The following is a 21,431-nucleotide window of genomic DNA, read 5'->3' on the forward strand; positions in this document are numbered from 1 at the left end:
TCAGTCCTCGGTGTCGTCGACCAGCAGGTCCTCGTGCCGGTAGTCGTTCGACCGCAGCCCGGCACGCGCGATCATGTGGGTCGACACCGGCACCAGGAAGAGCTGGAACACGAGCACCGGCAGCACGACCCAGAACGCCGTCCAGGTCCACACCGCCACGACGATCGCGGCCAGGGCGAGCGCCAACCCGAGCACCTGCGGCTTCGCCATCGCGTGCAGCCGGACGAGGGGGTCCCGGAACCGGACGATGCCCACGGCGGCGCCGAACGACAGCGCCGCGGCGAGGAGCATCAGCACGAGGGCGATCCACGCGCGGACGCCGGCCCCGTCGACGAAGGACTGCAGGATCTCGATCACTTCGACTCCTCCTCGGCGGCGTGCTCCGGCGTGGTCACGTCGATCCCCTCGTCGGACGGGTCCGACGAGGGCGTGACGATCCGTGCGACGGCGATGGTCGCGAAGACGCTCGTCGCCGCGATGACGACCAGCACCGGGACGGCGGTCAGGTCGCGCCGGACCACCATCGCCGCGGCGATCACCACGAGCGCGGTGGTGAGCACCATGTCGGAGCCGATCATCCGGTCGAGGATCGTCGGTCCGCGGACGATCCGCCCGACGGCCAGCGCGAGCGTGGCGCCGAGCAGGACGAGCACGAGCGCGATCCCGACGGCCATGACGACGACCGCGGCGCTCACCGGGTCACCTCCGGCAGCGGCTCGGCGAGTTCGGAGACGTCCTGCTTCGACCCGATGGCGCGGATGACGAGCTCCTCGATGCGTGCGACGGTCCGCCGCTCCTGGTCGACCTGCTCACGGCGCTCGGTGTCGAGCACGTGGATGAGCAGGCGACGGCGGGGGAGGTCGACGTCGGCGACGTACGACCCGGGCACGAGGGAGATCGCCAGGGTGGCGAGCGTGAAGGTCATCTCCGACGTGGTGTGCAGCTGCACGAGCACGATCGAGCTCTGCCGGACGCCGCGCGGTCGGACGGCCGCCCAGGCCACCCGGAACGAGGCGACGACGACGTGCCCGGCCCACACCACCAGGAACCACAGTGCGCGCGGCAGCGAGAACCGCTTCGACAGGGGGACGGGCGGCAGCGGGAGCAGCTGCGTGACGAGGAGCGCGACGACCACGCCGCACAGCAGCGTCAGGACGCTCCAGGATCCCCACAGCAGCGCCCAGAGCACGGTCAGTCCGGCGACGAGCGGCACGTCGTAGCGCCAGGCGAGGGCGATCCGTCGGGCGTTCGAGATGCGGCGGGTGTCACTCATCAGCGCCTCCGTCCGTGCTGCCCAGGACGGCCTGCACGTAGCGGTCCGGCGACTCGAGTGACTCCGCTGCGCGGGTCGCGTAACCGTAGAGCGGACCGGCGACGACGGTGAGCGCGACCGACCCGAGGACCGCCACCGTCGTGACGGCGACGAGCATCCGGGGCAGCGGCGTGTGCACCGACGGCTCGACCGCGGGGGTCTGGCCGGTGGCCGGACCGGAGGCACTGCTCGCGTGCGCCGCGTCGGTGACGGTGGTCGAGCCTCCCGGGTGGTACGCCTCGCCCGTCTCCTCGGAGACGGTCAGCGGCGCCGGCTCCGGCGACCGCAGGTGCGCGTGCGGCTCGGCCGTGCTGGCGTGCGGTGCCGCCGCCTCGGCGGCCGGCTTGGGCCGCCAGAAGGCGGCGTCCCAGACGCGCATCAGCGCGTACAGGGTCAGGAGGCTCGTCACCACGCCGGCACCGACCGTCACCCAGGCGATCGGGGAGCCGTCCTCGGCCGCGGCGCGGAACAGGCCGAGCTTGCCGATGAACCCGGAGAACGGCGGGATGCCTCCGAGGTTGAACGCCGGGACCAGGTAGAGCGCGGCGAGGAGCGGTGCGGCCTTGAGCAGCCCGCCGAGCGACCGGGTCGAGGTCGTGCCGCCCACGCGTTCCATCACCCCCGACACCAGGAACAGCGTGGTCTGCACGACGATGTGGTGCACCGTGTAGAACACGGCCGCGGCGGTGCCGACGACGGAACCGAGCCCGACGCCCATCACCATGAAGCCGATGTGGCTGATGAGCGTGAAGGACAGCAGTCGTTTCACGTCGGTCTGCGACACGGCCCCCAGCACACCGACGATCATCGTGAGCACCGCGACCACGAGCAGCACCGTGTTGAGCTGTGGTCTCGGGAAGATGATCGTCTCGAGCCGGATGATCGCGTAGATGCCGACCTTCGTGAGGAGTCCGGCGAACACCGCGGTGACCGGGGCCGGTGCGGTCGGGTACGAGTCCGGCAGCCAGAAGGCGAGCGGGAACACCGCGGCCTTGATGCCGAAGGCGATGAGCAGCATCGTGTGGAGCAGGAGCTGCACGTGCTCGGGGAGCCCGGCGACGCGCTCCGAGATCTGCGCGATGTTCACGGTGCCGGTCGCGCCGTAGACCAGGCCGATGGATGCGAGGAACAGCGCCGAGGCGATCAGGCTCGTGATGATGTAGGTCGTGCCGGCGCGGACGCGCTGCTCGCTGCCGCCCAGGGTGATGAGCACGTAGCTCGCCACCAGGAGCATCTCGAACGCGACGTAGAGGTTGAACAGGTCGCCCGCCAGGAACGCGTCGAGCACTCCGGCGGCCAGCACCAGGTAGGTCGGGTAGTAGATCGTGACGGGGGCGTCCTCGTCGTCGGCCGCGAGTCCCTGGCCGATCGAGAAGAGCAGCACGAGCAGGAGCACGCTCGCGCTCACGGTGAGGAGCAGGGCGCTCAGCCGGTCGACGACGAGCGAGATGCCGTACGGTGCCTGCCACCCGCCGACCTGCACGACGATGGTGCCGTGCTGGTCGACGAGCACCATGAGCGTGGCGGCCACGACCACGGCCACCGCGAGCACCGCGACCGTGATGGCCCGCTGGAGCTTCTGGTGCCGCAGGAGGCCGAGCGCGATGGCGGCGCCGAGCAGCGGGACGAGGACGAGCAGGGGGACGAGCCAGGTCATCGCGAGGCCTCCTCGTTCTGGACCGCTTCGGGGTCGGTGTCGATCTCGGGGTCGTCGTCCGCGGGATCGTCGTCGCGGTCCTTGCCGATCGCGACGTCGGCCTCGTCGACCTCGACCTCGTCGGCGCGGGACAGCTTCCACGAGCGGTGGATGAGGGCGAGCAGGAACGCGCTCACCGCGAAGGTGATGACGATCGCGGTCAGGGCGAACGCCTGGGGGAGCGGGTCGGTGATGCCCTCGGACGAGCCGCCGATCGGGGGCTTGCCCGCCGCGCCGGACATGATGAGCAACAGCAGGTTCAGGGAGTTGCCGAGCAGCAGGAACCCGAGCAGCATCCGGGTCAGCGACCGCTCCAGCAGCAGGTACACGCCGCACGAGAACAGCACCGCCATCGCGATGACGAGGACCAGGGTGATGGTCATACGGCACTCCCCTCCGGGGTCGCGGCGGCGGCGTTGTCGTCGACGTCGCCCTCCGTGGTGTCGGTGATGCGCGCCCGCGAGTCCTCGAGCCGTTGCCGGTCGACCTCGGCACCGAGGCTCCGGAGCACGTCGAGGACGAGCCCGACGACCACCAGGTAGACCCCGATGTCGAAGAACGTCGCGGTGACGAACTCGACGTGCCCGAGCACGGGGACGGTCGCCTCGAAGAACGCGGAGTACAGGGCCTCCTTCCCGAAGAACAGCGGGACGATCGCGGTCGTGGCCGCGGTGGCGACGCCGAGGCCGAGCAGGCGACCGGCGCGGACGGGCGCGGCGGCGCCGAGCTCCGCGGGACCGCCCGCCAGGTACCGACCGGCCAGCGCGATGCCGGCGACGAGTCCGCCGGCGAAGCCGCCGCCGGCCGTGTTGTGCCCGGCGAAGAGCAGGTAGAGCGAGAGCACGACGAGGCCGTGGAAGAGCAGGCGGACGACCACGTCGAGCAGGGCCGAGCGACCGGTCGGGATCGCCGCGCTCGTCGGCAGCCAGGCGCGGGGCTCGCCGTCCGGGCGGTGCTTGTCGCTGGTCACGGTCGCCGGCAGGTCGCGCAGCCGCGGCAGGGTGTCCTCGCGCGAATCGAGGAAGATCAGGCTCGCGACACCCGTGGCCGCGGCGACGACGACGGTCAGCTCACCGAGCGTGTCCCAGCCGCGCAGGTCCACGAGGGCGACGTTCACGACGTTCAGGCCGTGACCGAAGGACTTCGTGAGCGCCGGGATGTCCGGCCAGATCGGGGTGCTGTTCCGTGCCGAGGCCGCGACGACCACGACGACGGCCAGGGTGGCTCCCGCGAGGCCGGCGAACAGGGCCCGCACGATCCGGAAGCGCGACGGGTTGGCCGTGGCGATCCGCGGGGGGAGCCGGCGGAGCACCAGCACGAACGCGATGAGCGTGACGGTCTCGACCACGAGCTGGGTGAGCGCGAGGTCGACCGCACCGTGCAGGACGAAGAGCACGGACATCCCGTAGCCGGTGACGCCGACGAGCACGGCGGCGGCGAACCGGGTCTTCGCGGTCAGCACCGCGATCGCGGCGACGGCCATCACGGCGACGACCGGTACCTGGCCCCACGAGTCGGCGAAGCGCACGCGGAACGCCCACGGGCCGCCGAGCACCAGGTTCGCCAGGGCGCCGGCGACGAACACCGACAGGATCACGGTCAGGTAGTAGGGGAGCGAACCGCGCTGGACGCCGGCCGTGAGCCCGGTCGCCAGGCGGTCGAGCCCACGCATGGTCTTCCGGTAGGTGTCGGCCGCGCTCGGTGACCCGGAGAGTCGGTGCTGCAGGGCCTCGACCCGGCGTCGTGCCAGGAACAGGAGGACGCCGCCGACGAGCGTGATCGCGGAGAGGCCGAGCGCGGGCTCCAGGCCGTGCCAGAGCGCCAGGTGCGGAACCTCGCCCTCGGGCAGGGCCGCGGCGGTGGCAGCGGGTTCGACGCCGTGCGCGACGACGGGCGTGAGCAGGCCGAGCGTGAGTCCGGCGACGGCGAGGACGGACGGCACGACACCGAGTCCGTGCAGGCCGTGCGGCTCGGTGTCGGCCACGCCGGACTTCCGGGCGAACGTGCCCCAGAGGAAGCGGAGCGAGTACGCGACGGTGAGGAGCGAGCCGAGGGTCACCCCGACGAGCGCGATCCACGCCCAGGCCGCCTGCGGTCCGTGGAGCTCCTCGACGAAGCCGGTCAGGACGGCCTCCTTCGCGACGAAGCCGATCGTCGGCGGGATGCCCGCCATCGACGCGAGCGCGAGGACGCTGACCACGACGAGCCACGGCAGCTTCCGCCCGAGACCGCTGAGCTTCCGGAGGTCGCGGGTGCCGGTCGCGTGGTCGACGGCTCCGACGACCAGGAACAGCGTCGACTTGAACGTGGCGTGCGCGACGAGCAGTGCGATCCCGCCCAGGGCGACGGCCGGGGCGCCCCACCCGGCGGCGAGCACGAGGAAGCCGAGCTGCGCGACCGTCCCGTAGGCGAGCAGCAGCTTCACGTCGGTCTGGCGCAGCGCGCGGTAGCCGCCGATGAGCATGCCGAGCACGCCGAGCACGGTGATCGTTTCGCGCCAGCCGGTCAGCAGCGCGAACGCCGGGGCCAGGCGGGCGACCAGGTAGATGCCGGCCTTCACCATCGCCGCGGCGTGCAGGTACGCGCTGACCGGGGTCGGCGCCGCCATCGCTGCCGGGAGCCAGAAGTGGAAGGGGACGATCGCCGACTTCGTCAGGGCGCCCAGGAGCACGAGGACCACCGCGACCGGCACGAGCGGCCCCGGACGCTCGACGAGCTCCGGTGCCTGCGCGATGATGCCCGACAGGCTCGTGGTCCCCGCGGTCACGGACAGGGCGACGAGTCCGGCGAGCATCGCCAGCCCGCCGGCGGTCGTGACGACGAGGGCCTGCATCGCGGCGGCACGGCTCGCGCGCTTGTCGGCGTCCTGCCCGATGAGCAGGTACGAGAAGACCGTCGTGGCCTCCCAGAGCACGAAGAGCACGATCACGTCGTCGGCGACGACGAGGCCGTACATCGACCCGGCGAAGGCGGTCAGGACGGACGCGAACCGGCCCAGTCCGGGCTCGTCCCGCTCGAAGTACGACGCGCAGTAGACGAGCACGAGCGCACCGACGACGGAGACCACCAGGGCGAGGACCCACGACAGGGCGTCCATCCGCAACGACAGCGCCAGGTCGAGCTCCGGGATCCACTGCCACCGGCTCGTGACCCCGCCGTGGAGTGCGGCGTCGCTCTGGGCGATCGTCAGCACCGCGGCGGCGGCGGGGGCGAGGGCGGCGACGTAGAACACGCGGCGCCCCATCAGCGGGGTCAGGGCGGGGACGATCAGGGCGACGATCGCGAACGCGACGAGGACGGAGACCATCGGGCACCTCCTCGGGGTCGGGCTGCAGTCCGGCTCACTGGGCCCTCACAGCCTACGGAGAGGCGGATGGCAACTTCCTGAGCGACCGGACAGCCGGAGCGAGCGTTCCCTCCACTCTGCTCCGCGTCCGGCCTCAGCGACCGTGCGCTCGTGCCGGGATCTGCGTCGCGAGCTTGCCGCCGGAGACGTCCAGCAGTGTGCCCGTGACGTAGGCGGACGCGTCGCTCGCCAGGAAGACCAGGAGGTCGGCGACGTCGTCGGGCGTCTCCCACCGCCGGAGCGACAGGGTGTCGAGCAGCCGGTCCTGCTCGGCCTGCGGCATCTCGGCGAACCCGTTCATCGCGGTCGGCACCATGCCGGGCGCGTAGGCGTTCACGGTGATGCCCCACGGGCCGAGCTCCGACGCCAGCACGCGGGTGAACGAGACCACCGCGGCCTTCGACGCCGCGTAGGCCGCGCTGCCGACGCTCGGCACGATCGCCGCGAACGACGCGGCGTTGACGATCCGCCCGCGCCCGGCCGCCTGCATCACCGGCGCGACCGCCTGGCTGACCAGGAAGGTGCCCCCGAGGTTCACGTCCATGCACCGTCGCCACTCGTCCCAGCCGAGCTCGGCGACGGTCCCGGTGACGTTGATGCCCGCGTTGTTGACGAGCACGTCGACGGTGCCGTGCCGGCGGACGACCTCGTCGACGGCCGCACGCACGGAGGCCGGGTCGGCGACGTCGCAGACGACACGGTCGACGCCGTCGTCACCGGCGTCGTCGAAGGCGAGGTCGAACGCGACGACGCGGCACCCCTCGGTGGCGAACCGCGCCGCGAGTGTCCGGCCGATCCCCCGGCCGGCTCCGGTGACGACCACCACGCGGTCGGTCAGGTCGAGGTGCATCGTCGCTCCCGTCGTCGGTCTGTCCCGGCAACGGTGGGCGCCCGTGCCTTGAATCATCATACTATTCGAGCATGACGGCGAAGGTGCTCTGGACCACGGGTGGCGGCAGCGGGATGGGGGCGGCGAGCGCGGTGGCCGCAGCCCGTGACGGGTGGACGGTGGTGCTCAGTGGGCGTCGCCGGGACCGACTCGAGCAGGTCGCGGACGAGGTCCGCGCGGTCGGCGGGACGGCGGACGTCGTGCCGCTCGACGTGACGGACGGCGACGCGGTGCCCGCAGCACGCGACGCCGTGCTCGGACGGCACGGCCGGATCGACGGCCTGGTGCTGGCAGCCGGGTTGAACTCGCCGGCGCGACGGTGGGACGACCAGTCGCTCGCCGACGTCCGCGCCGTCCTCGACACGAACACGACCGCCGTGGTGACGGTGGTCGACGCTGCTCTGCCGGCGCTCCGGGACGCGGGCGGTGTCGTCGTGGTGGTGTCGTCCTACGCGGGCTGGTCCTTCCAACCCGGTGCCGGTGTCGCGTACTCGGCGAGCAAGACCGCCCTCGGCTCGATCGTCCGGACGCTCAACCAGCAGGAGGCCGAGCACGGCGTGCGGGCCACCCACCTGTGCCCGGGCGACGTCGCGACGGACTTCCTGGACCAGCGTCCCGAGGTCCCCGACGCGGCGGCGCGCGCTCGGATGCTGCAGCCCGACGACGTCGGCCGCACGGTGGCCTTCGTGCTCGGGGCGCCGGCCCACGTCTGCATCGACGAGCTCGTCCTGTCACCCGTCGCGCAGCGGTGACGAGCGCCTTCGACAGGGTGCTCGACGGGATCGGAACCGCCGTCGTCACCGGCACCTTCGCGCCGGGGAGCCGTCGGAGCACCGACGACCTGGTGGCCTGGTCGGGCGCGAGCCGCAGCATCGTCCGTGAGGCGGTCCGCGTCCTCGTCGCGCTCGGCATGCTCAGTGCGCGCCCCCGCGTCGGCGTGGTCGTCGCCCACCCCACGGACTGGGACGTCCTCGATCCGCTGGTCGTCCGCTGGCGGCTCCGGGGGCCCGACGCGGCGCAGGTCTCCGTCGAGCTCCGCGAGCTGCGGGTCGCCGTGGAACCGGCAGCGGCCGCCGCGGCGGCCCGACGAGCACCGCTCGAGGACTGCTCGGCCGGACGGGAGGCGCTCCTCGCCACCGCGGACGAGCTCGCGTCCACCGCGGCCGAGGACCGCCGGGTCGACTTCACGATCGCGGACGTCCGGCTGCACTCCCTCGTGCTGGAGCTGTCCGGCAACGCGCTGTACCGACGGCTGCACCGCGTCGTGGGGGAGGCGCTCCGTGAGCGCGGGAGCATCCGGCCGGACCGCCACGACGTCGGCCTGCACGTCGCGCTCGTGCAGGCGGTCGTCGGGGGTCGGTCGGACGAGGCCGCCGACGTGATGCGCGAGATCGTGCGGCGCACCGAGCACCGGCCGGGCCCGGACCTGGGATGATCGTTGTCGGCGCACCCCGCGTCGACGGAGGTGAACGGTGGACGCAGCGCAGGAGATGGTGCTCCAGCTCGTCGGGACGCCCTGGGCCTTCCTCGTGGTCGGGCTCGTGCTGGCCGCCGGCAGCGTCGCGGTGTTCCTGCCGAGCCAGGCGCTCGTCGTCGCGATCGGCACGCTGCTCGTCGGTGGTGACGGAGGGTTCCTGCCCGTGCTCGTCCTGGTGGTCGCGGCGACGATCGGGATGGTGCTCGGCGACGTCGCGCTCTGGCACCTGGCGCGGACGGTCGACCTCGGCTCGCGGTCGTGGTTCAGCCGGCCGAAGATCAGGAAGGCGCGGGAGTCGATCGACGCCCGGTACCGGAAGGCCCCCGGACGCATCGCCGTCCTCGGCCGCTTCATCCCGATGGGGCGCCTCACGACGAACCTGGTCGGTGCGGACAGCGGGCTCGACCTCCGGCGCTTCCTGGTCAGCTGCCTCGTCGCCGACGTGGTGTGGGCGGCCTACTGCGTGGGGATCGCGGCGGCCACCGGGCACTGGAGCCGGGAGCAGCCGTTCCTCGTGACGACCCTCGCGGTGGTCGCGTCGATCCTGCTCGGCCTCGCGATCTCCGCGGTCGAGAAGGCCGTGCGGCGCCGCGCCGAGGCCGCTGCGACCGCCTGACGCCGTAGCGTGGAGGGCACCGTCCGAAGGAGGACCCGTGTCGAGCCTCACCGAACTCGTCCCCGACCCCGACGCCGTCGAGCGCCTCGCGACCGGCAGCACCTGGGCCGAGGGGCCGTGCTGGATCCCGTCCGACCGGACGGTCCGCTGGTCGGACATCCCGGGCGACCGGATCCTCGAGTGGCACCAGAAGACCGGCGGTACGACCGTGTACGCGTCGGACGTCGAGTTCACGAACGGCCGCACGCTGGACCGCGACGGCTCCGTCGTGCAGTGCTCGCACGGGCGGCGACGCGTCGAGCGCGACCGGGGCGGCGTCGTCACTGCGGTCGTCGACGGCTGGGCGGACGGTCGGTTGAACTCGCCGAACGACGTCGTCGTCACGCGGGACGGCTCGATCTGGTTCACCGACCCGGCCTACGGCATCACCCAGCCGCGTGAGGGACACCCGGGCGAGCGGGAGTACGGCGACCACTGGGTGTTCCGGTGCGGACCGGACGGCGAGGACCTGCGCCCCGTGGTGCTCGACGTCGACGAACCGAACGGTCTCGCGTTCTCGCCCGACGAGCGCGTGCTCCACGTCGCCAGCTCGTCCGCCCACGAGCCGGTCATCCGCGCCTACGACGTCGACGGCCACCGCGTGAAGAACGGCCGGGTGTTCGCCCGGCTCGGCGAGGGCGAGGGCGTGCCGGACGGCATCCGGGTCGACGTCCACGGCAACGTGTGGTCCTCGACCCACCGGGGCGTGACGGTCTTCGCACCCGACGGCGCCCGCATCGGCGACGTCGCCGTGCCCGAGGTCGTGTCGAACCTGTGCTTCGGCGGCGACGACGGCACGACGCTCTTCGTGACCGCGACGACCTCGCTGTACCGCATCGCGACGACGACGCGGGACGCCGCTGCCGTATCCTGACCCGGCCATGCAGTGCGACTACTTCGACCGGGGGGTGTGCCGCTCGTGCACACTCATGGGACAGCCCTACGGCGACCAGGTGCTCGACAAGGAGATCCGCACGCGGGAACTCCTGCGGGACGCCGTCGAGGCCGCAGGGGGCCCGGGGGCGATCGAGTGGTTGCCCGCGATCACGAGCCCGGAGTCCGGGTACCGCAACAAGGCGAAGATGGTCGTCGGCGGCACGGTCCAGCGCCCCACGGTGGGGATCCTCGACCACCGGCAGCGCGGCGTGGACCTGCGGCACTGCGGCATCTGCACGCCGGGCATCCGACGGGCGCTCCCGGTCCTGGCGGACTTCGTCGCCGACACGGGGCTGATCCCGTACGACGTGGCCGCACGTCGGGGCGAGCTCAAGTTCGTGCTCGTGACCGAGTCCCCGGACGGCGAGCTCATGGTGCGCTTCGTGCTGCGCTCCGAAGGGCAGCTGCCACGACTGCGTGAGCGCCTCGACGCCCTGCGGCGGGTCCTGCCCGAGGCGGTCGTGGTCACCGCGAACCTGCTCCCGGAGCACAAGGCCGTCACCGAGGGGGAACGCGAGGTCGTGCTGACCGAGCAGGAGACGCTGCCGATGCGGTTCGGCTCGATCGCGATGCACCTCCGACCGCAGAGCTTCTTCCAGACGAACACGAGCGTCGCGAGCCAGCTGTACGACCAGGCGTCGGCGTGGATCGACGAGGTCGGGCCGGCCTCGATGTGGGACCTGTACTGCGGTGTCGGCGGGTTCGCCCTGCACGCAGCGCGCCCGGGTCGTGCCGTCACGGGGATCGAGACGAGCCGGGAGGCGATCCGCTCCGCGAAGCAGTCCGCGCGCGAGGCGGGGCTGATCGACGTCCGCTTCGCCGCGGACGACGCGACGGAGCACGCCCTCCGGGCCCGACCGGACGCGCTGCCCGAGCTGGTGGTGGTGAACCCGCCGCGCCGGGGCATCGGCGAGACGCTCGCGACCTGGCTCGAGGAGTCCGAGGTCGAGCACGTCGTCTACTCGAGCTGCAACCCGGTCACCCTCGCGAAGGACCTCGCGCGCATGCCGTCGCTCCGCCTGCGGCGGGCGCGCGTGCTCGACATGTTCCCGCAGACCGGCCACCTCGAGGCCGTGACGCTGCTGTCCAGGCGCTGACCAGGACGCGACCAGCCAGCGGTCGGGAGGCTCGCTGCCAGGCCGCCAGGGGCCTCCCGTCCGCAGCATTGCCAGGAAACTGCCAAGGTCACGTACCCGGGTACAGACCGATCTGCATGCCCATGGTGATCGGGGCACTCAGGAAGACCGGTGGGGGACATAGCACTCACGGGTAGAACTCATTGTCTCGGTTTGATAACAGTCACGAATTTCCTATGGTTGCCGACCAGCGCCACCGGCACGAGACCACTGCCCCCGGCGGCGCACCCCACGACACGACCGCGATCGGTCGGGACGGGCAGTGGCGACCGGGTCCGCTCAGGCGGGCACCAGGTCCGTGGTCCCGGTGGAGCGATCAACCATGAAGAAGCTTTCCCGTACCCGCACCATCGTCGGTGGCCTGGCCTTCGCCGGCATCGCCGCGACCGGTGTCGGCCTGGCGGCAGCGCCCGCGAACGCCGCATCCGGTTCGACCTGGGACGCCCTCGCACAGTGCGAGTCCGGCGGCAACTGGGCCATCAACACCGGCAACGGCTACTACGGTGGCCTGCAGTTCAACCTCGGCACCTGGCAGGCGAACGGCGGCGCCGGCAACCCGGCCTCCGCGAGCCGCGAGGCCCAGATCGCCGTCGCCGAGCGCGTCCTCGCGTCCCAGGGCTGGGGTGCATGGCCGGCCTGCTCCGCGAAGCTCGGCCTGAGCGGGACCACGGGTGCCGCTCCGCAGGCCGCCGCTCCGGCCCCGGCCGCGCCGCAGCAGGCTGCACCGCAGCAGGCCGCGCCGCAGCAGACCGCGCCGCAGCAGGCTGCACCGAAGGCGACCACGCCGGCTGCACCGAAGGCGACCACGCAGGCCGCTCCGAAGGCGGCCGTGTCGAGCAAGCCGGCCGCGGTCGCGACGAGCGGCAAGACGTACACGATCGAGTCGGGCGACACGCTCGACAAGATCGCGACGAAGCTGAACATCGACGGTGGCTACATGAAGCTGTGGGCCGCGAACACGTCGACGATCGACGACGCGAACCTGATCTACGCCGGCCAGGAGCTCCAGCTCCCCGCCTGATCGAGCTCCCGATCCGACACGAGACCCCTGTGGCACCTGCCGCGGGGGTCTCGTGCTGTCCGGGACTCGCCGGCGCGACCGTCAGTTCGGGCGATCCTCGAGCCACCGCTGCAGGTCGTCGGACCGCAGGGCGCTCGAGATCGCGGCGCGGTCGTGGTCGTCCAACCGGACGAACGACTGGCCGTCGGGGGTCGTCCCGCTGCCCGCGGTCGGCATCGTGAACGTGACCAGGTCGTCCGGTCGGACCCCGCGCAGGGACCACCCGAGACGGACGATCGTCGCCGCGTCGAGCCCGGGGTCCACCGCCAGGTGCTCGCTCGTCGCGGTGACGAACTCCTGCAGTCGCCCCGGGTGCGTCAGGGTGCCGCGCGACAGGGCCTGGTCGAACACCCCGCGCAGGAACGCCTGCTGGTTCCGGACGCGTGTGTGGTCGGCGTCGGCGAACGCGTACCGCTCCCGCACGAAGGCCAGGGCCTGTTCGCCGTCGAGCCGGTTCGCACCGCTGACGAAGTGGTGGCCCCGCGCCGTGAAGTCCCGCGGCGACTGCACCGTCACGCCGCCCAGTGCGTCCGTCATGTCGGCGAACCCGGCGAGGTCGACCTCGGCGACGTGGTCGATCCGGACGTCGAGCAGCTGCTCGACCGTCTGCACCGTGAGCGGGATGCCGCCCCAGGAGTACGCGGCGTTGATCTTGGCCTGGCCGTGGCCGGGGACGTCGACCCACGAGTCGCGCATGATCGACATGAGGTACACGTGGCGGCGGTCGGCGGGCACGTGGGCGAGCATCAGCGTGTCCGACCGCCCGCCGGCGGGCTGGTCGCCGTCGGCCAGTCCGGCCCGCGAGTCGGACCCGATGAGCAGGATGTCCTCGGCGCCGCCGGAAGGTGCGGGCCGGTCGCCCGCGGGGAAGGGGTCCGCGATCGCCTCGGTGTGGCCGTCGAAGCTCCGGGTCAGACTGCCGACGAAGACCGCTGCGACGACCGCGAGCACGGTGGCGATGCCGACCAGGGTGCCGGTGGTGGCGACCAGCGCGACGAGCGCGGGGTGCCTGCGCGGCCTTCGGGCCGTTCTTGCTGTGGCTGCTGCCGCGGCTCGGGCGGCGCGACGCTCGGACATCGGACTCCTCGGGTCGGGTCGGCCCTGCGCCGACCCGGAGAGTCTACCGCATGTGGTATTTCAGTGTCACGAGCGGTGCAGGACGCCGGTCAGCCGCCGACGGAGCTCCGCGTCCTCGGGGAGGACCTCCCGCTCGATGTGCTGTGCGGTCTCCCATGCGCGGCGACCCTCGTCGGTGACGGACACCACGCGACGCCGGCGGTCCTCCGGGTGCGCGGTCCGCTCGACCAGGCCGTCCCGTTCGGCCCGCTCGAGGGTCCGCGACATGGTCTGGGGCTGCACGCGAGCGGTCCTGGCGATGGTGTCCGCGCCCGTCGGGCCGGTCCGCAGCAGGATGTCGATCGCGACGAGGGCGGCGTGGGTCAGCCCGATCGCCCGGAGTCGCTCGTCCCACTCCCGCTCGACGGCACGCGCCGCGGCGGAGAGCAGGCGTCCGAGCGGCCACTGCTCCGCGGGTTCGTGCATGATCGGAGTCTACGGGCGGGTCGTCCCGGCGGCGTCGGCGCAGAGATAGTAAGCATGCTGACGATCGGTGTACGCTCACCGACGTGTCCCGGTTCCTCCGCATCGTCCTGCCCGCACTCGTCGTCCTCGTCTGGCTCGTCGTGGCCGGCGTCGGCGGTCCCGTCTTCGGGAAGATCTCCGAGGTCGCCACGAACGACCAGACGTCGTTCCTGCCGGCCTCGGCCGACGCGACGAAGGTGCAGGAGCGTGCCGCCGACTTCCGACAGGCCTCGGAGGCACCCGCCATCGTCGTCCTCGACCGCGACGGCGGCCTGACGTCCGACGACCTCGCTGCGGCCCGTCGGATCGCCGACACCATCGGCGAGCGCGACGACGTGCAGGGCACGAGCCCCGTGATCACGAGCGAGGACGGCGACGCCGCCGAGATCATCGCGACGCTGACCGAGGACGCGGAGACCGGGGACGCCGTCTCGGCCATCCGGACCACGGTGGACGAGGCGCTGCCCGCCGGCGTCGCCGGGTACGTCACCGGTCCGGCGGGCTTCACGGCCGACCTGACCGAGGCGTTCGCGGGCATCGACGGCCTGCTGCTCGGGGTGGCACTCGCCGCGGTGTTCGTCATCCTGATCGTGGTCTACCGGTCGCCGCTGCTGCCGTTCCTGGTGCTCGGGACGGCGACCTTCGCCCTGTGCGCCTCGATCCTCGTGGTGTACGCCCTGGCGAAGGCGGGGGTCGTGACGGTCAACGGGCAGGTGCAGGGCATCCTGTCGATCCTCGTGATCGGCGCGGCGACGGACTACGCGCTCCTCTACGCGGCGCGCTACCGCGAGGCACTGCGCGAGCACCGCACCGGCTGGGAGGCGACCCGGGCCGCGCTCCGCGGCGCGTTCGAGCCGATCGTCGCCTCGGGCGGGACCGTCATCGTCGGGGTGCTCTGCCTGCTCCTGTCGGACCTCAACTCGAACAAGGCGCTCGGGCCGGTCGCCGCGATCGGGATCGCCTTCAGCCTGCTCGCCGCCCTCACCCTGCTGCCCGCCCTGCTGCTGGCGTTCCGTCGGGCGGCGTTCTGGCCCCTGCGCCCGGCCTTCGGCTCCGGTGGCCGCCCGACCACCGGTCCGGACGCGACCGGACTGTGGGCACGGGTGGGGCGCCTCGTCGCGCGCCGGTCCCGCACGGTCTGGATCGTCTGCACCGTGGCGCTCCTGGCGATGGGCAGCGGCCTCGTCGGGCTCCGTGCCGACGGTGTCCCGCAGAGCGACCTGGTGATCGGGTCGTCCCAGGCGCGGGACGGCCAGCGGGTCCTCGCCGACCACTTCCCCGGGGGTTCCGGCAGCCCGGCCCAGGTCATCGGCGCCGAGCGTGACCTGGACGCCCTCGTCGACGCCGTCCGCTCGGTCCGCGGGGTCGACGGGGTGGTGGCCGCCTCCACCGACTCACCCTCGGGGACCGTCCCCGTGGGGTCGGACGCCGCCGCCGGGGCCGCCACGGGCACGACGGAGCCGACGGTGTCGCGCGGGGACGTCCTGCTCGAGGCCACGCTCGTCGACCCCGCCGACTCGAGCGCCGCCGAACGGACCGTCCGCGACCTCCGCGTCGCCGTCGAGCGGGTGGACCCCGACGCGGTCGTGGGTGGCGTCACGGCGACCGCCCTCGACACGAACGACACCGGCATCCGCGACCGCTCGGTCATCATCCCCGTGGTGCTCGCGGTCATCCTGCTGATCCTCGTGCTGCTGCTCCGCAGCGTGGTCGCCCCGCTGGTCCTCGTCGGCAGTGTCGTGGTGTCCTTCGCGGCCGCACTCGGCGTCGGCGCACTGGTGTTCGACCACGTGTTCCACTTCCCCGGGGCCGACCCGTCCGTCCCGCTGTACGCGTTCGTGTTCCTCGTGGCGCTCGGCGTCGACTACAACATCTTCCTCATGACCCGGGTGCGCGAGGAGTCCCTGCGGCATGGCCCGCGTGAGGGGGTCCTGCGCGGGCTCGCGGCCACCGGCGGAGTGATCACCTCGGCGGGCATCGTGCTGGCCGCGACCTTCGCGGCGCTCGGCGTCATCCCGATCCTGTTCCTCGCGCAGATCGCCTTCGTGGTGGCGTTCGGCGTCCTGCTCGACACCGTCGTGGTCCGGTCGCTGCTCGTCCCCGCGCTCGTGATCGACCTGGGGCGCCGGGCGTGGTGGCCGTCGCGCCTCTCGCGCGCAGCGCGTCACATGTGACACGCTGGTGGCATGCCAGTTCCCTCCACGCAGCCGGCCGCAGAGCGCAAGCTGCTCCGTGACACCGTGCAGGACAAGATCCGCGACGCGATCATGGACGGCACGCTCGAACCGGGCGAACGACTGAACGACGACGACCTCATCGCGTGGCTCGGCGTCTCCAGGACCCCGATCCGTGAAGCACTGGCAGAACTCGCACGGGCCGGACTCATCGAGATGGCGCCGAACCGCTACACCCGCGTCGCCGCACCGACCGAGGCCGAGCTGCTCGACGCCTGCCGCACGCTCGGCGTCATCTACGGCGGGGTCGTCCGCCTGGCCGTCCCACGGTTCTCGGACGCCGAGCGGGACCGGGTCACCGCCGTGCTCGACGACGTCCTGGCGCGGCTCGACGCCGACCAGCAGACCGAGGTCGCGCGCGAGGGCGCGGACGTCTACTCGATGTGGGCGGAGAGCTGCGGCAACGCCTCGCTCGCGCAGCTGTGCCGCTCGACCACCGACGGCCTCGCCTTCCGGCTCCGTGTGCCCGAGCTCTCCGAGCTCGTCCCGCCCGACGTCATCCGTCCCGAGATCCTGAAGCTCCGTGACGCCGTGGCCGCGGGCGAGGCGATCGCCGCGCAACTCGCGATGGAGGCGATCCACCTCCTGCCCACGCGCGACTGACCGAGCGCCGGGCGTACAGCGTCGGGCACGGACCCTCAGGGATCTCCCTGTCCGTTCCACGCTGTGCCGTTATGGTTTCCGGGTGAGCATCGAACCCGAGCAGACGACGCGCCGTGCCCGCCGCGGCCACGTGCCGCCGCGCCACGGGCGCCAGAAGCGTGGGAGCGGCGTGGTCCTCCCCGCGGTCGCCGGCGTCCTGGCGATGGGCCTCGTGCTGACCGGCGGCTACGCCGCGTTCGCCTTCACGAGCCTGAACAGCGGCGTCACGAAGATCGACGCGATCAGTCCGCGGTCGGACGACGACGACGACGTGGACGGTCAGGCGCAGAACATCCTGCTCGTCGGTGACGACCACCGCCCGGACAACGCGACGCCCGAGCAGATGGCCGAGCTCAGCACCGAGGACGACGGCGGTGCGACGAACACCGACACGATGATCGTGCTGCACATCAACGCCGACGGGTCCCAGGCGACGATGATCTCGTTCCCGCGCGACTCGTACGTCCCGATCCCCGGTGTCGGCAAGGGCAAGCTCAACAGCGCGTTCTACTACGGCACGCTCAACGGCGGCGGCGACACCGGCGGTGCGAAGCTGCTCATCCAGACGATCCAGGACCTCAGCGGCCTGACCATCGACCACTACGTCCGGGTGTCGTTGCTCGGCTTCTACCAGGTGGTCAAGGAGCTCGGGCCGGTCGAGGTGTGCCTGAACAACGCGGTGAACGACCCGTACTCGGGTGTGGACCTGCCGGCCGGCACCTCGGAGCTCGACGCCAAGCAGGCGCTGTCGTTCGTCCGTCAGCGGCACGGGCTGCCGAACGGTGACCTCGACCGGAACGTGCGCCAGCAGTACTTCCTGTCGCAGGAGGCCCGCAAGGTGCTCTCCGCGGGCACCCTGCTCAACCCCATCAAGATGAACAACATCCTCGGCGCGGTCGGGAGCTCCATCCAGACGGACACCGACCTGGTGTCGCTGGCGAGCCAGATGCGGAACCTGCGCCCCGGCAACATCCAGTCCGCCACGATCCCGACGCTCGGCACCCCGACCATCACGGTGGGTGGCGCGCCGCTGTCGATCGTCGAGGTCGACACCGTCGGGTTGCCCGCGTTCGTGCAGGGACTCGTCGGTGAGCCGGAGGAGTACACGAAGGCCAGGGCTGCCGAGCCCGCCGCGACGACGGTCACCGTGCTGAACGGCAGCGGGACCACCGGCGCCGCCGCGACGGCGACCGCGAACCTGACGGCCCGCGGCTTCCAGGTCGGGACGCCGGGGTCCTCGGACACGACGCAGAAGACCCAGGTGCAGTACCCCGCCGGGCAGGAGGCGCAGGCCAAGGCCGTCGCCGCGGTGGTGCCGGGTGCGGTCGCCGTGCGGTCGACCACGGTGTCGGGCGTCACGCTCGTCCTCGGATCCGACGGGAAGACCGTCACCGCCCCGGCCGCTCCGAGCGACGATGCCTCCGCCCCGGCGGACGAGACGCCCGAGGCCGAGGCGTCGAAGCCGGCGGAGTCCGAGCCGACGCCGAGCTCCACCGACGTGAAGACCTACGGCAAGGAAGGCGTCTGCATCAACTGACGCACCCGGCACCACCCTGGGGTCACCCGTGGGAGCACGTCGGTAGGGTCGACCGGTGAGCCACGTCGCGCGTCCGATCACCCTGATGACCTACAACGTGAAGAACCCGGATCCGCGGCACGACTGGCCAGCGCGCCTGCCGCTGGTGCTCGAGGTCATCCGACGGCACGACCCCGACGTCCTCTGCGTGCAGGAGGCGTTCGACCACCAGATGGACGCCCTCCGACAGGGGCTGCCTGACCACGACGCCGTCGGGCAGGGCCGCGAGGGGGGCTCCGCGGGGGAGCACGCCGCGGTGTTCTTCCGCCGCGACCGGCTGCGCCCCGTCGACGTCGGGACCTTCTGGTTCTCCGACACCCCGGACGAGCCGGTGTCGAACACCTGGGGGAGCCTGTACCCACGGGTCGCCAACCATGCGCGCTTCCTCGACGCCGAGGGGGCCGCCTTCACGCTCCTCACCGCGCACTTCGACCACGAGGAGAACGACCACGGGGACGAGGTCCGTCGGCGCAGCGCCGCCCTCGTCGTCGAGCGGCTCGCTCCGGTCGACGGCCCCGTCGTCTTCGCCGGTGACTGCAACGAACCGTGGGGCGCGGGTCCGGCCTCCCGGGTCTTCACCGATGCCGGGTACCGGGACGCCTGGTCGGACGCGGGTGACCCCGGTGACCGCACCGCGTCCTTCAACGGGTGGCAGGCACCGGTCGACTCCGGCGAGCGGATCGACTGGGTGCTGACCCGCGGCGACGTCACGGCCGAGCGCGTCGTGATGGACCACGACGGGCCGGAGACGTGGGCCGCGAGCGATCACTTCCCGGTGGTGGCGTCCCTGCGCGTGGCCTGAGCCGCGTGGCCTGAGCCGGGCGGGTCGTGACCGTGCGGCCGTCGTGCAGTGCGGGACGCGTCAGCAGGACCGGCGCGCGTGCACCGGCATCGGGGACCCGATGACCGTCACCTCGGTGTCGTTCGTCAGCGCCGAGACGCCGTTCGTGCCCTGCGCGTCCTCGCCCGTGTCGTGGGTCGGACCGTCTGTCGCGTCGTCGTGTTCCGCGCGGGGGTCGTCGCCGGTCGGACGCTCGTCGGGAGCCCAACCGGCCTCGAGCAGCAGCTGCCACGCCCGGGAGTCGCCGGACCCGAACGACACCTTGTCGGAGCGCGGAGCCGTCGCGATCTCGTCCGCGACGTCGTCGCCGACCTGGACCCCGTCAGGACCGGTCAGCTCGACACGGTCGCCGGTCCGGCCCCGTACCGAGTCCTTGAGGACTCGGATCTCGACCGCGTTGCCGACGGCGGACGGCGTACGGAGCGCCGCGACGCGGACCGCCCCGCCCCAGGTGTAGGTCGTCCCCGCCGGGAAGCACGCGCCGCCGTCACCGACCGCGGTCTGCGTGCGCGACGGGGTACCGAGCAGCCGGTTGAGCAGCGAGACGGTCGACCTCGCGTCGCGCATGGGGACGTCCGCGACGGTGTCGTCGGCGTGCCGGAGGACCAGGGACTCGGCGTCGAGCTCGACCGTGTCCACCCGGCGCAGTTCGCGGTCGGTGACCCGGATCGGTGGCTGGACAATGTCCGCGACGTCGCTGCGGTCCTCCGCTGCCGCCGCCGGTGCCACGCCCCCCGCCGCCAGGGCATCGGACCCGACCGTGCCGGCCGCGAAGGCGAGCACGGCAGCGCCGAGCGCGAGCAGAGTGCGGGAAGTCACCAGTCGACCGTACGGCCCGGAGCCGGACAGGACGACAGGTGTTACCGAATCGCAGCCCGGTCGTCACGTGTTCGTGATCTTGGGGATGTGTCACGGACGCGTCGCGGGGGACACCCGGCTGGACGGACAGCGGTACCCCGGTGCGTACCGTCCAGGCCATGACGGAGCAGCAGAACGACCAGGCGGGTCTCGACCAGTACGCGATGCAGGACCCCACGAAGATGTACGCCGACAAGAAGCCGGACGAGCAGTACCTGCAGGGTGCCGGCACCGACGAGGAGATGGCGCAGAACGTGCCCGCCGACCACGGTGAGGACACCTACCGCGGCTCCGGCCGCCTGCAGGGCCGCAAGGCGCTCGTCACGGGTGGCGACTCGGGCATCGGCGCCGCCGTCGCCATCGCCTACGCCCGCGAGGGTGCCGACGTCGCCATCGTGTACCTGCCCGAGGAGCAGGAGGACGCGGACCGCATCGTCGGCCTCATCGAGGACGCGGGCCGCAAGGCCGTCGCGATCCCCGGTGACATCAAGGACCTGGCGTTCTGCGAGGAGCTCGTCCAGAAGACCGTCGACGGCCTCGGCGGGCTCGACATCCTCGTGAACAACGCCGGCAAGCAGCAGAACGTCGACGACATCACGAAGATCTCGGACGAGGAGTTCGACGAGACCTTCAAGACGAACGCCTACGCGACCTTCCGCATCACGAAGGCGGCCGTGCCGCACATGCAGCCCGGTTCGACGATCATCAACACGACGTCGATCCAGGCGTACGCGCCGTCACCGCACCTCGTGCACTACGCCGCCACGAAGGCGACCGTGAACAACATGGCCAAGGGGCTCGCGGCACAGCTCGCACCGAAGGGCATCCGCGTCAACGCCGTCGCTCCCGGCCCGATCTGGACCCCGCTGCAGCCGGCCGGTGGCCAGCCGCCCGAGGCGCTCCCGTCCGCCGGTGAGCAGACCTACCTGGGCCGCTGGGGCCAGCCCGCCGAGCTCGCGCCGGCGTTCGTGTTCCTGGCGAGCGGCGAGTCGTCCTACGTGGTCGGCGAGACGCTCCACGTCGACGGCGGCATGCCCACGCCGTAGTCGCGACCAGGTGACGGACTGGAGGCGGGGGGGGCGCGGGGGCCCCCCCCCCCCCCCCGCGGGGGGGGGGCCCCCCCCCCCCCCCCCGCCCGCCCCCCCCCCCCCCGCCCCCCCCCCCCCCCCGCACCCCCACCCCCCGCCCCCCC

At 72.4% G+C, this 21,431-nt stretch carries 21 protein-coding genes; 11 read left to right on the forward strand and 10 right to left on the reverse strand.

Going from position 1 to position 21,431, the window contains the following annotated elements:
- The 7 genes from J2X59_RS15100 to J2X59_RS15130 all read right to left on the reverse strand — a co-directional run bounded on the left by J2X59_RS15100 (position 1) and on the right by J2X59_RS15130 (position 7,204).
- Positions 1-357 carry a cation:proton antiporter gene (locus tag J2X59_RS15100; RefSeq protein WP_326497213.1) on the reverse strand — a complete coding sequence of 119 codons (357 nt, stop codon included), beginning with the start codon at positions 355-357 and terminating at the stop codon, positions 1-3.
- Complete coding sequence (locus tag J2X59_RS15105) at positions 354-695, reverse strand: hypothetical protein (protein WP_066651577.1); 342 nt, start codon at positions 693-695, stop codon at positions 354-356. Before J2X59_RS15105 ends, J2X59_RS15100 begins: the two co-directional genes overlap by 4 nt.
- Positions 692-1,273, reverse strand: coding sequence for a Na+/H+ antiporter subunit E (locus J2X59_RS15110; protein WP_066651579.1), 582 nt, complete (start codon positions 1,271-1,273; stop codon positions 692-694). The genes J2X59_RS15105 and J2X59_RS15110 overlap by 4 nt, the downstream gene beginning before the upstream one ends.
- The gene (locus J2X59_RS15115) at positions 1,266-2,969 is read right to left on the reverse strand and encodes a Na+/H+ antiporter subunit D (protein WP_326497214.1); all 1,704 of its coding nucleotides are present in this window, start codon (positions 2,967-2,969) and stop codon (positions 1,266-1,268) included. The genes J2X59_RS15110 and J2X59_RS15115 overlap by 8 nt, the downstream gene beginning before the upstream one ends.
- Positions 2,966-3,391 carry a Na(+)/H(+) antiporter subunit C gene (locus J2X59_RS15120; protein WP_209684376.1) on the reverse strand — a complete coding sequence of 142 codons (426 nt, stop codon included), beginning with the start codon at positions 3,389-3,391 and terminating at the stop codon, positions 2,966-2,968. Before J2X59_RS15120 ends, J2X59_RS15115 begins: the two co-directional genes overlap by 4 nt.
- The gene (locus J2X59_RS15125) at positions 3,388-6,315 is read right to left on the reverse strand and encodes a Na+/H+ antiporter subunit A (protein WP_326497215.1); all 2,928 of its coding nucleotides are present in this window, start codon (positions 6,313-6,315) and stop codon (positions 3,388-3,390) included. Before J2X59_RS15125 ends, J2X59_RS15120 begins: the two co-directional genes overlap by 4 nt.
- A gap of 133 nt (positions 6,316-6,448) precedes the next feature.
- Complete coding sequence (locus tag J2X59_RS15130) at positions 6,449-7,204, reverse strand: SDR family NAD(P)-dependent oxidoreductase (protein WP_251159994.1); 756 nt, start codon at positions 7,202-7,204, stop codon at positions 6,449-6,451.
- Positions 7,205-7,275: 71 nt separating this feature from the next.
- On the opposite strand from J2X59_RS15130, the gene J2X59_RS15135 reads away from it, so the two are divergent.
- The 6 genes from J2X59_RS15135 to J2X59_RS15160 all read left to right on the forward strand — a co-directional run bounded on the left by J2X59_RS15135 (position 7,276) and on the right by J2X59_RS15160 (position 12,468).
- Entirely contained in the window at positions 7,276-7,995 is a 720-nt protein-coding gene (locus J2X59_RS15135) for an SDR family oxidoreductase (RefSeq protein WP_326497216.1), read from the forward strand.
- A complete protein-coding gene (locus tag J2X59_RS15140; RefSeq protein ID WP_326497217.1) occupies positions 7,992-8,678 on the forward strand; it encodes a FadR/GntR family transcriptional regulator in 687 nt (228 codons plus the stop codon). Before J2X59_RS15135 ends, J2X59_RS15140 begins: the two co-directional genes overlap by 4 nt.
- 37 nt (positions 8,679-8,715) lie before the next feature.
- The gene (locus J2X59_RS15145; RefSeq protein WP_326497218.1) at positions 8,716-9,336 is read left to right on the forward strand and encodes a DedA family protein; all 621 of its coding nucleotides are present in this window, start codon (positions 8,716-8,718) and stop codon (positions 9,334-9,336) included.
- A 37-nt stretch (positions 9,337-9,373) separates the two neighbouring features.
- Positions 9,374-10,249, forward strand: coding sequence for an SMP-30/gluconolactonase/LRE family protein (locus tag J2X59_RS15150; protein WP_326497219.1), 876 nt, complete (start codon positions 9,374-9,376; stop codon positions 10,247-10,249).
- A gap of 7 nt (positions 10,250-10,256) precedes the next feature.
- A complete protein-coding gene (gene rlmC, locus J2X59_RS15155; protein WP_326497220.1) occupies positions 10,257-11,408 on the forward strand; it encodes a 23S rRNA (uracil(747)-C(5))-methyltransferase RlmC in 1,152 nt (383 codons plus the stop codon).
- Positions 11,409-11,769: 361 nt separating this feature from the next.
- On the forward strand, positions 11,770-12,468 hold the full coding sequence (locus J2X59_RS15160) for a transglycosylase family protein (protein ID WP_326497221.1): 699 nt from the start codon (positions 11,770-11,772) through the stop codon (positions 12,466-12,468).
- 81 nt (positions 12,469-12,549) lie between these two features.
- Here J2X59_RS15160 and J2X59_RS15165 read toward each other — a convergent pair whose 3' ends face one another.
- Together J2X59_RS15165 and J2X59_RS15170 are read right to left on the reverse strand one after the other, a co-directional pair.
- Complete coding sequence (locus tag J2X59_RS15165; protein WP_326497222.1) at positions 12,550-13,584, reverse strand: LCP family protein; 1,035 nt, start codon at positions 13,582-13,584, stop codon at positions 12,550-12,552.
- Between the two features lie 66 nt (positions 13,585-13,650).
- Positions 13,651-14,049: a MarR family winged helix-turn-helix transcriptional regulator gene (locus J2X59_RS15170; protein ID WP_271826904.1), complete on the reverse strand. Its 399-nt coding sequence runs from the start codon at positions 14,047-14,049 to the stop codon at positions 13,651-13,653.
- An 83-nt stretch (positions 14,050-14,132) separates the two neighbouring features.
- Here J2X59_RS15170 and J2X59_RS15175 point away from each other — a divergent pair, with 83 nt between their 5' ends.
- The 4 genes from J2X59_RS15175 to J2X59_RS15190 all read left to right on the forward strand — a co-directional run bounded on the left by J2X59_RS15175 (position 14,133) and on the right by J2X59_RS15190 (position 19,342).
- Complete coding sequence (locus tag J2X59_RS15175) at positions 14,133-16,262, forward strand: MMPL family transporter (RefSeq protein WP_326497223.1); 2,130 nt, start codon at positions 14,133-14,135, stop codon at positions 16,260-16,262.
- Between the two features lie 12 nt (positions 16,263-16,274).
- The gene (locus J2X59_RS15180) at positions 16,275-16,925 is read left to right on the forward strand and encodes a GntR family transcriptional regulator (RefSeq protein WP_326497224.1); all 651 of its coding nucleotides are present in this window, start codon (positions 16,275-16,277) and stop codon (positions 16,923-16,925) included.
- Positions 16,926-17,007: 82 nt separating this feature from the next.
- Positions 17,008-18,501, forward strand: coding sequence for an LCP family protein (locus tag J2X59_RS15185; RefSeq protein ID WP_326497225.1), 1,494 nt, complete (start codon positions 17,008-17,010; stop codon positions 18,499-18,501).
- Positions 18,502-18,556: 55 nt separating this feature from the next.
- Positions 18,557-19,342 (forward strand): endonuclease/exonuclease/phosphatase family protein, encoded by a 786-nt coding sequence (locus J2X59_RS15190; protein WP_326497226.1) that lies wholly within the window; start codon positions 18,557-18,559, stop codon positions 19,340-19,342.
- A 60-nt stretch (positions 19,343-19,402) separates the two neighbouring features.
- Here J2X59_RS15190 and J2X59_RS15195 read toward each other — a convergent pair whose 3' ends face one another.
- Positions 19,403-20,200 (reverse strand): hypothetical protein, encoded by a 798-nt coding sequence (locus J2X59_RS15195; RefSeq protein ID WP_326497227.1) that lies wholly within the window; start codon positions 20,198-20,200, stop codon positions 19,403-19,405.
- 158 nt (positions 20,201-20,358) lie between these two features.
- Between J2X59_RS15195 and J2X59_RS15200 the strand changes: the two genes are divergently transcribed.
- Positions 20,359-21,285 (forward strand): SDR family oxidoreductase, encoded by a 927-nt coding sequence (locus J2X59_RS15200; RefSeq protein WP_251159986.1) that lies wholly within the window; start codon positions 20,359-20,361, stop codon positions 21,283-21,285.
- Positions 21,286-21,431 lie beyond the last annotated feature (146 nt).

This window comes from Curtobacterium sp. 260 (assembly GCF_030803485.1).
GTDB lineage: Bacteria > Actinomycetota > Actinomycetes > Actinomycetales > Microbacteriaceae > Curtobacterium.